The sequence below is a fragment of the Paraburkholderia sediminicola genome (assembly GCF_046026675.1).
In the GTDB taxonomy this organism is placed as follows: Bacteria; Pseudomonadota; Gammaproteobacteria; order Burkholderiales; family Burkholderiaceae; genus Paraburkholderia; species Paraburkholderia sediminicola_F.
In genome coordinates this window covers 1773768-1787665 of sequence record NZ_JAQQEY010000001.1, presented here as the reverse complement: position 1 = coordinate 1787665, position 13898 = coordinate 1773768, and the positions used below count along the sequence as shown (strand labels likewise).

The following is a 13898-nucleotide window of genomic DNA, read 5'->3' as shown; positions in this document are numbered from 1 at the left end:
GCTTCACGCGAGGGACCAAAATGACTATCAAAACAATTGCCGCAGGGCTCGCGGCCACAACGCTATGCGCCTGTTCACTGGCGCCGGGCCCCTATCTGGACACCAAACGGCTGGAGCAGCCCGCACCGCCCGAGCAAACCGCCGAGAAGTTTCCGGTGCACACGATCGACGTCGGCTATTTTCGCCAGCAACGCGCGGCTGCCGTACCGGCCGTCTGCCCGTTGTCGTGCCTGACGGCGAAGACGCGCAGCGCTTACGACTACCGGCTCGGCGTCGGCGACCAGTTGAACATCATCGTCTGGGATCACCCGGAACTGACCGGTGGCGGCGCGGGCGTGAGTGTGCCCCCGCTCCCCTCCTCCAGCAGCGGCCCGACGCCGTCGCCTGGCCCCACGCAGACGCAAGGCGCGACACCGATCGCGCCGACGCTGACAGGCGGCGGCGAAGGCGGACTGACCGTGCGCGTCGCCAATAACGGCACGATCTTTTTCCCGCGTGTGGGCCGCATCAAGGTGCTCGGCATGAGCGCGCAGCAGGTCCAGGAGGCGCTGACGAAGGGACTCTCGAGGACGATTCGCAATCCTCAGCTCGACGTGCGCGTGTCGGGCTTTAACAGCCAGTCTGTACAGGTGACAGGCAATCTTCGCACCCCCTCCTCCGAAGCGATTACCGATGCGCCGCTGACCGTGCTCGATGCGATCAATCGCGCGGGCGGCGCGCTGCCCGACGCAGATCTGCAGAACGTCGGCGTGACCCGCGACGGCAAACGCTACACGATCGATGTCGCCGCGCTGCTCGAAACCGGCGATCCGCAACAGAACGTACTGCTGAAAGACGGCGACATCATCGACGTGCCGGACCGCTCGAACAGCCGCGTCTTCGTACTCGGCGAAGTGAACAAGCCGACCTCGCTGCCGATGAACCGCGGCCGCCTGACGCTCGCCGACGCACTCACCGGCGCCGGCAGCCTCGACGTCAGAACCGGCGATCCCCGCTTTGTGTACGTGGTGCGCGGCGCCGACAAGACGCTCACGCCCGATGTCTATCAGCTCGACATGACGCAGGTCGACGCCTTGATGCTGATGACCAAGTTCGAATTACAACCGAAGGATGTGGTGTACGTGCAGGTCTCGAATGCAGCACGCTTTAACCGCGCACTCGAACAGATCACGCCGACCCTGCAGACCTTGTTCTACACGGTGCAGTTGTCCAGATAAAACGCTCGCGACGGAGTATCACTATGAGTACGTATGACATGCTGGACCAAGGGCCGGCGCCAGGCGGCGACGAGGACGCAGTACTGCGCGACCTGTTGCGCACCGTCTTCGATCAGATCTGGTGGGTGATCGGCATCGCAGGCTGCATCATCCTGGCCGCAGTGGTCTATAGCAAGCTTGCTACGCCGATCTATTCCGCCGACGCGCTGCTTCAGGTCGAAGCGCAGACCGGTAACGGCACGCCGAGTCAGGTTGCGCTATCGCTCATGCCGTCTGTGGGCCCCATGCACACCGACGCGGAAATCGAAATCATCAAGAGCCGCGCGGTCGTGGAGCCGGTGGTCGAGCAGTTCAAGCTGAACTTCAGTGCGGCGCCAAAGACCATGGCGGTACTCGGCAAGATCTCGTCGTTCTTCGCGCGTCCGGGCCATCCGCTTGGCGCGGCGTTCGGCATGACTTCGTATGCGTGGGGCGGCGAGCAATTCGCGGTCAGTTCGATCGCGGTGCCGAAGTCGCTCGAAGGAGCGCAACTGACGCTGCGCGCGCTCGACAACGGCCGCTATGAACTGACCGACGCGTTCGGTCAACAGATCCTGACCGGCGTGGCCGGCGAGGAAGCCAGCGGCAACGGCGTTACGCTGCTCGTCAAGACACTGGTGGCGCGTCCGGGCACCGAGTTCTACGTCACGCGCTTCAACCAGCTGGACGCCGTGGCGGGACTCTCTTCCGGTCTGCAAGTCAGCGAGAAAGGCCGTGAAACCGGCGTGGTGCAACTGTCATACATGGGCACCGATCCGCACGCGATCACGGCGATCACCAATGCGGTAGCCGCGTCGTATCTGAAGCAGCGCACCGACCGCGCACAGGAAGAAGCGAGCCGCATGCTGAGCTTCCTGAACAGCGAACTGCCGCATCTGCGCGACGAAGTGAAAAAGGCGGAAACCGCGCTTTCGGAATACCAGTCGCGAGTCGGTTCGTTCCAGCCGACCCAGGAAGCCGGGGTCTACCTGGCCGGTGGTCTGGATTACGAAAAGCAGATTGCGTCGCTGCGTATCATGCGTGCGCAATTGCTGCAACGCTTCACCGGAGAGAGCCCGGAAGTACTGCAGATCGACTCGCAAATAGCGGCAATGACGCGGGAAAAAGCGCGTTTCGAAGATCACTTCACCACGCTGCCGAGTTCCGAGCGAAACGCCCTCGCCTTGCAGCGCGATGCGAAGGTCGCCGAGGAAATCTACGTGGCCTTGCTGAACAAAACCCAGGAGCTATCGATTTCGCGTGCCGGAACGATCGGCAACGTGCATATCATCGATGAGGCGTTGCTCCCGTCATCGCCGGTGCGGCCGAAGTCGGCGTTGATCATTTCTGCCGGCACGGTACTCGGCGTCATCGCCGGCATCCTGTTCGCGTTCTGCCGCCGCACGTTCTTTACCGGCGTGGCCGACCCCGAGTTCGTCGAGCGGCGCTTCCAGTTGCCGATCTTCGGCTCGATCGCCTTCAGCCCGGAACAGGCGCGTAGCGACCGGCAGTTGAGTGCCGCGCGCGCCGCGGCCCTGCCCAGTCCAAAGTCGACGCCGACCGAAGTGTCGGCCCATTCGTCGGGCATGACGCGAATGCTTCGGTCCCGCTCGGCGGCGGGTCGCCAGGACAGGGTTCAAGTCGGCAAGCAAACCGTCGTTGCGGCGGGCAAGGCACCGATGCGGCCTCTACTGGTGAAGACCCACCCGTACGACTCAACGGTGGAGAGCCTGCGCGGATTACGCGCCACGCTGGAATTCGGCTTGATCGACGCGCCCAATCGCATCGTGGCGATAACAAGCCCGGCGCCCTCGGACGGCAAAAGCTTTCTATGCGCGAATCTGGCAGCACTGATTGCGGAATCGGGCAAACGCGTGCTGCTGATCGACGCCGATCTGCGGCGCGGCCGCCTTGCGCAGTATCTCGGCCGCTCGCCCAATGGTGGCCTGACCGAACTGCTGACGGGTCAGGTCGATCTTGAAGTCGCGGCTCGCGCCACGGGCGTAGATGGCTTGCACTTCATCGCGACGGGCGCTTATCCGCCGAATCCATCCGAGATTCTGACGTCGTTGCGCTTCGGCGAAATCCTCGCGCGCTTCGAGCAACAGTTTGATCTGGTGATCGTCGATACGCCGCCACTGCTGGCGGTGGCCGATGCGGCGGTGATTGCGCATATCGCCGGGTCGACGGTGCTGGTCATGCGCTCCGGCGCTCACACAGAGGGCCACGTGGCCGAAGCGCTGAAGAAACTGCGGCGCGCGCGGGCCCGGGTGGTGGGCGGCGTGATGAATGCGGTGCCGCTCAAGAGCCACAACAGGAGCGGCACGTACGACTACGCGTATGCGTACACCTACTCCGCCGGCGATCCGCTCGATACTCATAAATCACGATAGATCGGATTAAAGGCGGTACAAAGAAAAGGGGCTGTGCCTGATCGAGGCACAGCCCTTTTTTATTGGCGCACGGCTGGCGACCTGTGCGCCGCGTTCGTTTACAGAAACGCGCTAACGTCGGTATGAAAACGCACGGCCAGCGCCTTCGCCACCTTTTTGCTGATGGCGCGCCGGCCCGCGAGAATATCGCTCACCACGGTGGGCGATGCGATACCAATCAGGTCCTTTTGCTTGAGCCCGTGCGTTTCCAGCAGATGCCGCAAGACCTCGCGCGGCTCCGCTTTCGGGATCGTCACGTTGTTCACTTCCCAGCTTTCGATCAGGTCGGTGACGATCGCGAACAGATCGGCCAGCGGATCCTCCTCGTTACCGTTCAGATGATCGGCGAGCGCGTTGGCGAGCCGCACCATCTTCTGATAGTCCTGCTCGTTGCGAATGGGCGTGATCGGCAACTGGGACTGCAGGGCAGCCCAGGTTTGAGCGATGTCGGGAAAGGCTCCCGGAAGGCGATCGGCATTCATGAGTTTAGATTCTTCCTCGTCCAAAGGTCGTACTCCGTATGCGTCAATACGTGACGAACGAACAACGACTGCCTGTTGTAGTGAATCGCCGCGATGATCCTGAACCGGTTGCCGCCTACATCGAAAACGGTGTATTGCGGCGGCACGTAGTCCACGCCCGCGAACGTCTGCTTCAGGTCGTTATAGCCATACGCGAGACAAGCCTGCGCCAGTGAGTACCACGTCAACAACGCACTGCGCGCCTCCGGATGGCTTTTTATGAAGTCCAGCAACGCCTTCTTTGAAATGATCCGCATCGTATTTCCTCGCATGTACACGCGTACTGAACAAGCACGCTCTACCTGCGAGGCGAAAGGGACGGGATCGACACCGATAGTCAGCCGGACGGCACAGGCCGAACAGCCGGCTATGGCTTGCTACGGTACGACGAAGTCATTTTATTCGCATACTGCGAACTTCGCAATATGCGAATAAAGAGATAATCTGTCGCGCTTCACGGCCTGCACGCGAGCGCGTCCGCGTCAACGCCCCCAACTGCTTCCTTGCACGCGCTCGCCGGGCCAGGCGAGATCTTCGGTAGCCAGATCGGGTTCGACGCGCTCTTGTGCCGCCACCCGCAAACGCCAACCCGATGCCGCGATCGTGCGCGTCACTTCGGCCATGAAGGCGCGCCGGAAAACCGCTGCGGAAAACCGTTCAGCATTCGCGCGGCACGCCGCCGGCGTGATCTGTTCACTCTGCCGCTCGAAGCGGTCGATCGCGTCGAGCATCGACACGACCGTTTGGCGTGCGAAATACACGCCGGTAGGACGCGCCTCGCCGATCGGCACCACCGTTTCGAGCGCCCCACCCTTGCCGAAGGCAATGACCGGCGTGCCGCACGCCTGCGCTTCGAGCGCGACGATGCCGAAATCTTCCTCGGCGGCGAACACGAAGGCGCGCGCGCGTTGCAGATGATCCTTGAGAACCTTGAAGGGCTGATAGCCGAGGATCGTCACATTCGGACCGGCCTTGGCGCGAATCGCCGCCATCTCCGGCCCGTCGCCGATCACGATCAGCTTGCGGTGCGGTGTTGCGTTGAAGGTTTCGACGATCAGATCAATGCGTTTGTACGGCACCATCCGCGAGGCGGTCAGATAGAAGTCTTCCTTTTGCGTGCACAGTTCGAACTTGTGCACGTCGACGGGCGGCGGAATCACCGCGGCATCGCGCCGGTAAGTTTTCATCACGCGCCGTGCGACGAATTGCGAATTCGCGATCAGACGATCGACGCTGTTCGCCGAGTGCGAATCCCAGCCGCGCAGATAGTGAAGCAACGCACGCACGAGCCATGACTTCGGCCCGCGCGTCAGCTTCGCTTCGCGCAAATACTGGTGCTGCAGATCCCACGCATAGCGCATCGGCGAATGCACGTAGCTCACGTGCGTCTGATCAGGGCCGACCAGCACACCCTTGGCGACCGCATAGGAACTCGTGATGACGAGGTCGTAACCCGAGAGATCGAACTGCTCGATCGCGAGCGGCATCAACGGCAGATACGCGCGATAGTGACGCCGCGCAAACGGTAGCCCCTGAATGAACGACGTGGTGACAGGTTTGCCGCCTACCGGCCTGCGGTCTTCGAGGAAATCGACGAGGCTGAAGAGATCGGCATCGGGAAAGCACTCGATGATCTGTTCGAGCACTTTCTCAGCGCCGCCGGGTGCGACGAGCCAGTCGTGCACGATCGCCACTTTCATGATCTCCCCGCCTATTGATTAACGACCCATGGCCATAGCAACGAGTGTAAGAGCCGCATCATTTGCCGTGCGTGCGTATGCCCACATTCGACGCGCGACAGTCCGCGAATAATGAAGACTCTCTATTCGCCTCTTGCGAACGCGAGTCCAATCACTTCGCCAGACCTTGCACTTTATGCGCCCGACGATCAACGCTACGCCCGTCGCCCATTCCTTGCCGCTGGTTCAGCCGGCTCTGATCGATCCGTCTGCCGCGCCTGCATCGTCGATATCGGCGGCAAGCCCGGCAACGCTCTCGCCGACCATGCCGAGCGTGCTATTCGTCGACCAGAGCGGCCAACTCGGCGGCGCTGAATTCGCGCTCCTGCAACTGGCCGGCAGTTGCACCGCGCGCGGCGAAGTCGTGCTGCTCTCCGACGGCCCATTTCGCGCGCGCCTTGAAACACTCGGCGCACGCGTGCAAGTGTTAAACGACGCGCGCGTGTCGGGCATCGCCCGGCAAGCGTCAGGGTTGAACTGTCTGCGCGTTGTGCCCGGCATCCTGCGCCAGGTCCGCGCAATCGCGGCGCGCGCGCGAACCTTCGACGTGCTGTTTCTCAACACACAAAAAGCACTCGTGCTCGGCGCGCTCGGCAAACCGCTGCATCGCAAACCGGTGATCTGGTATCAGCACGACATCCTCACGCGCGAACATTTCGGACGCGTGCAGTTAAGCGTCATCAAGTGGCTGGTGCGCTTCGCGGTTGACCACGTGGTGGCGAATTCGCAGGCTTCGAAGCGCTCGCTGATTACGCTGACGGGTATCGCGGCCGACTCGGTGCCGGTCATCTACAACGGGATCGACGCCGACGCGTTCAAACGCATCGACGGCAGCGACATGGCCGCGCTGCGCCGGCGACTGGGTTTGCCCGAGCACGCGTGGCTTGCTGGTCTGTTCGGCCGTCTCGCGCGGTGGAAAGGTCAGCACATTGCGCTCGAGGCAATGGCGCGGCTGCCCGGCGTGCACCTGGTGCTGGTCGGTGCACCGCTATTCGGCGAGGACGCGTACGCGCAACGCCTGCACGAGCAGGCCGAGGCACTGGGCGTCGCGGATCGCGTGCATTTCGCGGGCTTTCAGGACGATGTGCCCGCGTGGATGAAAGCGATGGATGCGATCTTGCACACCTCGACCGAGCCGGAGCCGTTCGGGCGTGTGATCGTCGAAGGTATGGCGGCTGCGCGCCCTGTGATCGCAGCGGCTGCGGGCGGCGTGACCGAGATCGTGCGGCATCGTCGCAATGGCTGGCTCGTGAAACCGGGGGACGTGGCCGCGCTGGCCGATGCGATCGGCGCATTGCGCGACGATCCGGTCATGGCGCAGCGCCTCGCGGATCAGGCGCTTGCCGATGCGCAAACCGAGTTTTCAGTGGATCAGTATTTGCAGCGGATGATGCAGGCGATTGGGCACGCCGCGCGCTGATGCGGCTCGGAACTTCGCCAATGCAGCAGAGCGAGCCCGCTAAAGCGGGCTCGCGTCCGGCTGCTTTAGGGCGCTGATCAGCTCTTGCTGTATTCGATCGTCTCGACGCCCGTATCCGTGCCGAGCATGCACAGATTCGCGCCGCGGCCCGCGAACAGGCCTACCGTCACCACACCCGGCCATGCATTGATGTGCATTTCCAGCGTGCGCGGGTCGCTGATGCGCAGACCCTTGACGTCGAGGATCTCGTTGCCGTTATCGGTAATGAACGGCACACCTTCCTTGGTCACGCGCACCACCGGCACGCCGCCGAGCGCCGTCACGCGACGGCCGATTGCCGTACGCGCCATCGGCACGACTTCGATCGGCAGCGGGAAGTTGCCGAGCGTGTCGACCAGCTTGCTCGCATCGGCGATGCAGACGAATACGTCAGACACCGACGCGACGATTTTCTCGCGCGTCAGCGCGCCGCCGCCGCCCTTGATCATCGCGCCGCTGTGGTCGATCTCGTCGGCGCCGTCCACATACACCGGCAGCGAATCGATTTCGTTCAGGTCGAGCACCTTGAAACCGTGCGATTGCAAACGCGCGGTGGTGGCAAGCGAGCTCGACACGGCGCCGCGATAGCGGGTCTTGCTGGCCGCCAGCGCGTCGATGAAACAGTTCGCGGTGGAGCCGGTGCCGACGCCGATCACTGAGCCTTCCGGCACGTTGGCGTTCACATAGTCGGCGGCGGCCTGGCCGACCAGTTGCTTGAGTTCGTCTTGGGTCATGGGGAATGCAGGCGAGCTGTAAAAACCACAAGTTTACCGGAGTGGCGCCGCCAGGCTGGATTTATCGGGCGGATTCGCTGAAAAAACCGCCGCGTTCCCGTTGAGCGGTCCGCGTTCACGACCCCGGAACCTGTCAAACGGCCCACGGCCAGCAAGCCAGTGTAAGGGTCATGTCAGTCACAGTGCGTACGCACGGCCACACTGAACATGTGACAGTCCGCGAATAATGAGGCCACACCGGTCGCACCTTGTTGACCGCACCATAAAACTCATTTCGCTATCCTACACGCCCGATGATGAACGCCCCCGAACTCACCAGTCACTTTCCGCTCGCCCAACCGGCGCACACGGAGACAGCCACGCAGGAAATCCCGGAAGCGCCCTCGGTGCTATTCGTCGACCAGAGCGGTCAGCTCGGCGGCGCCGAATTTTCGTTGCTACCGCTCGCGTCTGCATGTACCGCGCGCGGCAAGGTCGTGCTGCTTTCCGAAGGCCCGTTTCGCGGACGGCTCGAAGCGTTGGGCGTACGCGTGCAGGTGATCAACGAGGCGCGCGTCTCGGGCATCAACCGCGACGCGATGCAGCTCAACTGGCTGCGCGCCCTGCCCGGAATCTGGCGGCAGGTGCGCGCGATCGCCGAGCAGGCCAAGCAATTCGACGTGCTGTTTCTCAACACGCAGAAGGCACTCGTGCTCGGCGCGCTCGGCAAACCGCTGCATCGCAAACGCGTGATCTGGCATTTGCACGACATCATGTCGCGCGAACACTTCGGGCACGTGCAACTGTTTATTGTGAAGTGGCTCGTGCGGCATGCAGTCGATCATGTGGTCGCCAATTCACGGGCGTCGGCGAATTCGCTGATTGCACTCACCGGTCTCTCCGCCGACGCGGTGCCGGTCGTCCACAACGGCATCGATGCCAGTGAATTCAGTCGAATCGACGCCAGCGACATGGCCATGCTGCGCCGTCGCCTCGGTCTCCCGGAGAAGGCCTGGCTCGCCGGGTTGTTTGGGCGTCTCGCGCCGTGGAAAGGACAGCACATTGCACTCGCCGCGCTGGCGCGCATGCCTGACGTACACCTTGTGCTCGTCGGCGCTGCGCTGTTCGGCGAAGACGCCTATGCGCAGAGCCTGCATCGCCAGGCCGAGCAGCTCGGCATAGAGGATCGCGTCCATTTCGCCGGCTTCCGTGACGATATGCCGACGTGGATGAAAGCGATGGATGTGATCCTGCATACGTCGACGGAACCCGAACCGTTCGGGCGCGTGATCATCGAAGGCATGGCGGCCGCGAGGCCCGTCGTCGCGGCATCAGCGGGCGGCGTCACCGAAATCCTGCGGCATCGCAAGAATGGCTGGCTCGTAAAACCCGGCGACGTGCAAGGCTTCGTCGATGCGGTTGAAACGCTGCGCGCCGCGCCGGAGTTTGCCCAGCGTCTCGCCGACCAGGCGTTCACCGATGCGCAGCGCGACTTCTCGCTCGACGGCTATCTGAAGCAGATGACGCTCGCGATCGCCCACACGGCGCGCTGACGGGTCGAGGGATTCAGCGCCCTACTTCCGCTTTACTTCCGCTTTACTTCCGCTTTACTTCTTTACCGAGCGCTGACGTACCGCTTCGAACAGACACACGCCACTCGCCACGGAAACGTTCAGGCTTTCGACCGTACCCGCCATCGGAATCTGCATGATCATGTCGCAGGTTTCGCGCGTGAGGCGCCGCATGCCCTCGCCTTCGGCGCCCATCACCAGCGCGACCGGACCGTCGAGTTCGGTCTCATAGAGGCTCTTGGTTGCCTCTTCGGCGGTACCGACCACCCACACGCCCGCATCCTTCAACTCACGCAGCGCGCGCGCCAGATTCGTGACGGTGATGTACGGCACGGTGTCGGCTGCGCCGCTCGCCACCTTCGCGGCCGTCGCGTTCAAACCCACCGCGCGGTCACGCGGCACGATCACCGCGTGCGCGCCGGCTGCATCGGCCACGCGCAGGCAGGCGCCGAGATTGTGCGGATCGGTCACGCCGTCCAGCACCAGAATCAACGGCGAACCGTTGATGCCGTCGAGCAGTTCGGCCAGATTCTGCGCGAGCGGCATGTCGGTCGCACGCGCGACCACGCCCTGGTGACGCTCGGTATGCGCGAGACCCCACAGACGCGTTTCGTCGGCGGCGATCAGACGCGCGCCGGCTTCTTTCGCCGTGTGCAGGAACTCGGTCATGCGACGGTCTTTGCGCGTGGCGTCGTAATAAACCTCTTCGACCGTCGACGCGTCGTGCCGCAGACGTGCGGTCACTGCGTGGAAACCGTATAGAACCTTGAGACGTGACATGACTGAGAAACCTTTGATTGAACGCGCCTTGAAACGCGCGCTGCTGTGATGAATACGAGCTTGCTTACTGTGTTACTTGAGTAGCCTGTCTCGCTACCTGGCTTGATTGCGATGAAACGAAGACCGCGCGCAACCGGTACGTTTCAACGTACCCGATGCGCGCGGTTCAAGCCGTCAAACGACTTCAGCGCTTCTTGCGAGCCTGCGGTTTCGAGGCCGACTTGGCCGGCGCGCCGCCGTGTTTCTTCGCTGCACCGCGTGCCGCGCGCGCTTCCTTGACAGCCGCGGTTTGCGCCGGCGCAGCCTTCTTGCGCCGACCGCCCGGCGCTGCCGCGCCGCCTGCACCGTTATCCACCGGCGGCAACGAACGCACGCGTGCGCCGCCGCTTTCGCCGGATGCCTTGTCGGCGAGAGCCGGACGATTCGCCGGCGGCTTGATCGGCGTATCGCGCACGAGGCGGAAGTCGATCTTGCGCGCATCGAGATCGACGCGGCTCACCTGCACCCGCACCCGATCCGACAGGCGATAACGAATACCGGTACGCTCGCCGCGCAACTCGTTCTTGATCTCGTCGTACTGGAAGTAATCCGAGCCCAGTTCGGTGACGTGCACGAGGCCTTCGATAAAGAGCGAGTCGAGTTGCACGAAAATGCCGAACGACGTCACGCCGTTCACCATGCCGCCGTACTCTTCGCCGAGCTTGTCGCGCATGAAGTAGCACTTGAGCCAGGCTTCCACGTCGCGCGATGCTTCATCTGCGCGGCGTTCGTTCGCCGAGCAATGCAGACCGAGTTCTTCCCAGATCGCCACGTCTTTCGACTTGTTGCGAGCGCCGTGTTTTTCCTCGTCGGCCTGCTGCATCGCGCGGGCGCGCGGCGACAGCGCCGTGTTCAACTCGACGCCTTGCGGCGGCTCCGGCTGATACTTGCGCCCTTGCAAAATCGCGTAGATCGCGCGATGCGTAAGCAGGTCGGGATAGCGGCGAATCGGGCTCGTGAAGTGCGCATACGCCTCGTACGCGAGACCGAAGTGGCCGATGTTGTCCGGACTATAGACAGCCTGTTGCATCGAGCGCAGCAGCATGGTCTGCAACATCTGCGCGTCCGGCCGCTCGCGGATCTGCGCCATCAGCGCGGCGTAATCACTGGCGTGCGGCTTGTCGCCGCCGGCGAGCGAGAGGCCCATGCCGCGCAGGAAGGTGCGCAGATTCTCGAGCTTCTCGGCGGTCGGCCCGGCGTGCACGCGGAACAGACCCGGGTGCTTGTTGCGCTTGAGGAAATCGGCCGCGCAGACGTTCGCGGCCAGCATGCATTCCTCGATCAGCTTGTGTGCGTCGTTGCGGGTACGCGGAATGATCTGTTCAATCTTGCCCTGCGCATTGCAGACGATGTACGTCTCGGTCGTATCGAAGTCGATCGCACCGCGTTTCTGGCGCGCGGCGAACAGCGACTTGTAAACACCGTACAGATTCTGCAGTTGCGGCAGCAAGGCGGCGCGGCGTGCGGCTTCCGGGCCCTTGGTGTTCTTCAGCACCGCGGCGACTTCGGTGTAAGTCAGGCGCGCGGCGGAATTGATCACGCCGGGATAGAACTGATACGCCTTCACTTCGCCGCGCGCGGTGACGATCATGTCGCACACCAGCACGCAACGGTCGACGTTCGGGTTCAGCGAGCACAAACCGTTCGACAGCTTCTCCGGCAGCATCGGAATCACGCGGCGCGGGAAGTACACCGAGGTGCTGCGTTCCAGCGCGTCGGCGTCGAGACCGCTCTTCGGATGCACGTAATGCGAGACGTCCGCGATCGCGACGATCAGGCGGAAGCCTTCGCCACGGCCGACCTGGACCGGCTCGCAATAGACGGCGTCGTCGAAGTCGCGGGCATCTTCACCGTCGATCGTGACGAGCGGGACGTCGCGCAGATCGATGCGATGACGCGCGTCGACCGGCCGGACTTCGTCGGGCAGCCTCGCGGCTTCGTCGAGCGCGGACTGGCTGAATTCGTGCGGCACGCCGTACTTGCGCACCGCGATTTCGATTTCCATGCCGGGGTCGTCGATATCGCCGAGCACTTCCACCACGCGGCCGAGCGGCTGCGAGTGACGGCTCGGGAAATCGGTGAGCTCGACCACCACCACCTGGCCGACCTTGGCCTTCTTGGTGTTTTGCGCGATCAGGATGTCATGGCCGATGCGCTTGTCTTCAGGCGCGACGATCAGCGCGCCGTTCTCGTTGAGCAGACGGCCGATCACGCGCTTGTTGGCGCGGTCCGTGACTTCGACGACATGCCCTTCCGGCCTGCCACGACGGTCATAGCCGACAATGCGCGCGAGCACGCGATCGTTGTGCATGACCTTCTGCATTTCGCCGGTGGGCAGGAATAGATCGTCCTGACCGTCGTCGCGAATGAGAAAACCGTAGCCGTCACGATGGCCCTGCACACGGCCCGCGACGAAGTTCGACGGATGGGTCAGTTGATAGAGATTGCGCTGATCGAGCCGGATCTGGCCGTCGCGCTCCATGGCGCCTAAGCGCTTGAAAAATCCTTCGCGCTCCTGGCGCTTGATCGACAGGGCTTCGGCGATGTCGTTCGCGGCAAGCGGCGCTTCACTCGTGCGCAGGACGCCCAGGATTTCTTCGCGGCTCGGGATCGGATACGGGAATTTGCTCAAGGGCTTGTCGATGATTTTTTCTCGTTGCATGGACGTCGGTCGGCGATGTGGCTGGGCTTAAGAGGCGCTTGGGTTGCGCTTAAGTTGCACTTGCGATTGCACTGGAATGACTGCTCGGGTCCGGCTCGTTCAAGTCTGAGTCCGACGGGCGTGTGCACCGTGCCAACGAACTACTGCGAGGCATTCTAACACCCGTCTTGCGCGCCACGCGGCCCGTCAATAGTCGCTGTGAGGCGCATGCAGCCTCGCTGCAGCGATGTTTAAGCGACTTTTGAGAAACGCTTGACAGCCCCGAATCTGTCGCTATAATGGCGTTCTTTGCTGTTCATCACCTGCCCAGGTGGCGAAATTGGTAGACGCACTAGGTTCAGGTCCTAGCGGTGGCAACACTGTGGAGGTTCGAGTCCTCTCTTGGGCACCAGATTCAAAAGTAAAGCCGCCTGATGTTTCACATAGGCGGCTTTACTTTTTGTGTGAGGCTATTTGGTCCGATTCCGGATTTTCGATCGGATCATGTGGTTGGCAGGACGGTTGACTCGCGGCAATCATGCAGTGAAGTTTTGCTTCGCTGCATGGCACAACCGGGCGGTCGATGAAGCGATGGTTAGTTTGCATGTAGGGATTGACACGCTGCATCATCACGCTAAAATATTGGTCTAGCTTGAAGACGTGCCCAGGTGGCGGAATTGGTAGACGCACTAGGTTCAGGTCCTAGCGGTGGCAACACCGTGGAGGTTCGAGTCCTCTCCTGGGCACCATTTAAGCTTCCAGAGACTT

At 62.6% G+C, this 13898-nt stretch carries 10 protein-coding genes and 2 tRNA genes; 6 read left to right on the top strand and 6 right to left on the bottom strand.

Annotated features, from left to right (window positions below; translation table 11 throughout):
- Window positions 1-20 precede the first annotated feature (20 nt).
- Both PQQ86_RS07705 and PQQ86_RS07700 read left to right on the top strand, forming a co-directional pair.
- The gene (locus PQQ86_RS07705) at window positions 21-1217 is read left to right on the top strand and encodes a polysaccharide biosynthesis/export family protein (RefSeq protein ID WP_408265632.1); all 1197 of its coding nucleotides are present in this window, start codon (window positions 21-23) and stop codon (window positions 1215-1217) included.
- Window positions 1218-1240: 23 nt separating this feature from the next.
- Window positions 1241-3628 (top strand): polysaccharide biosynthesis tyrosine autokinase, encoded by a 2388-nt coding sequence (locus PQQ86_RS07700; RefSeq protein WP_408265631.1) that lies wholly within the window; start codon window positions 1241-1243, stop codon window positions 3626-3628.
- Between the two features lie 98 nt (window positions 3629-3726).
- Here PQQ86_RS07700 and PQQ86_RS07695 read toward each other — a convergent pair whose 3' ends face one another.
- From PQQ86_RS07695 to PQQ86_RS07685, 3 genes are all read right to left on the bottom strand, one after another.
- Entirely contained in the window at window positions 3727-4149 is a 423-nt protein-coding gene (locus PQQ86_RS07695) for a helix-turn-helix domain-containing protein (protein WP_408265630.1), read from the bottom strand.
- A complete protein-coding gene (locus PQQ86_RS07690) occupies window positions 4146-4445 on the bottom strand; it encodes a type II toxin-antitoxin system HigB family toxin (protein ID WP_408265629.1) in 300 nt (99 codons plus the stop codon). The genes PQQ86_RS07695 and PQQ86_RS07690 overlap by 4 nt, the downstream gene beginning before the upstream one ends.
- A 225-nt stretch (window positions 4446-4670) precedes the next feature.
- Window positions 4671-5888, bottom strand: a complete 1218-nt coding sequence (locus PQQ86_RS07685) for a glycosyltransferase family 4 protein (protein WP_408265628.1) — start codon at window positions 5886-5888, stop codon at window positions 4671-4673.
- Between the two features lie 175 nt (window positions 5889-6063).
- Here PQQ86_RS07685 and PQQ86_RS07680 point away from each other — a divergent pair, with 175 nt between their 5' ends.
- A complete protein-coding gene (locus PQQ86_RS07680; protein ID WP_408265627.1) occupies window positions 6064-7347 on the top strand; it encodes a glycosyltransferase family 4 protein in 1284 nt (427 codons plus the stop codon).
- A gap of 77 nt (window positions 7348-7424) precedes the next feature.
- Here the strand turns inward: PQQ86_RS07680 and rpiA are convergent, their stop codons facing one another.
- Window positions 7425-8120, bottom strand: a complete 696-nt coding sequence (gene rpiA / locus PQQ86_RS07675) for a ribose-5-phosphate isomerase RpiA (protein ID WP_408265626.1) — start codon at window positions 8118-8120, stop codon at window positions 7425-7427.
- A 293-nt stretch (window positions 8121-8413) separates the two neighbouring features.
- On the opposite strand from rpiA, the gene PQQ86_RS07670 reads away from it, so the two are divergent.
- The gene (locus PQQ86_RS07670) at window positions 8414-9652 is read left to right on the top strand and encodes a glycosyltransferase family 4 protein (RefSeq protein ID WP_408265625.1); all 1239 of its coding nucleotides are present in this window, start codon (window positions 8414-8416) and stop codon (window positions 9650-9652) included.
- A 54-nt stretch (window positions 9653-9706) separates the two neighbouring features.
- On the opposite strand, the gene rlmB is transcribed toward PQQ86_RS07670, so the two are convergent.
- Together rlmB and rnr are read right to left on the bottom strand one after the other, a co-directional pair.
- Window positions 9707-10450: a 23S rRNA (guanosine(2251)-2'-O)-methyltransferase RlmB gene (gene rlmB / locus PQQ86_RS07665; RefSeq protein WP_408265624.1), complete on the bottom strand. Its 744-nt coding sequence runs from the start codon at window positions 10448-10450 to the stop codon at window positions 9707-9709.
- Window positions 10451-10634: 184 nt separating this feature from the next.
- A complete protein-coding gene (gene rnr / locus PQQ86_RS07660; RefSeq protein ID WP_408265623.1) occupies window positions 10635-13151 on the bottom strand; it encodes a ribonuclease R in 2517 nt (838 codons plus the stop codon).
- A gap of 304 nt (window positions 13152-13455) precedes the next feature.
- Between rnr and PQQ86_RS07655 the strand changes: the two genes are divergently transcribed.
- Both PQQ86_RS07655 and PQQ86_RS07650 read left to right on the top strand, forming a co-directional pair.
- Window positions 13456-13542 (top strand) — tRNA-Leu (locus PQQ86_RS07655).
- A 250-nt stretch (window positions 13543-13792) separates the two neighbouring features.
- Window positions 13793-13879 (top strand) — tRNA-Leu (locus PQQ86_RS07650).
- Window positions 13880-13898: the final 19 nt, after the last annotated feature.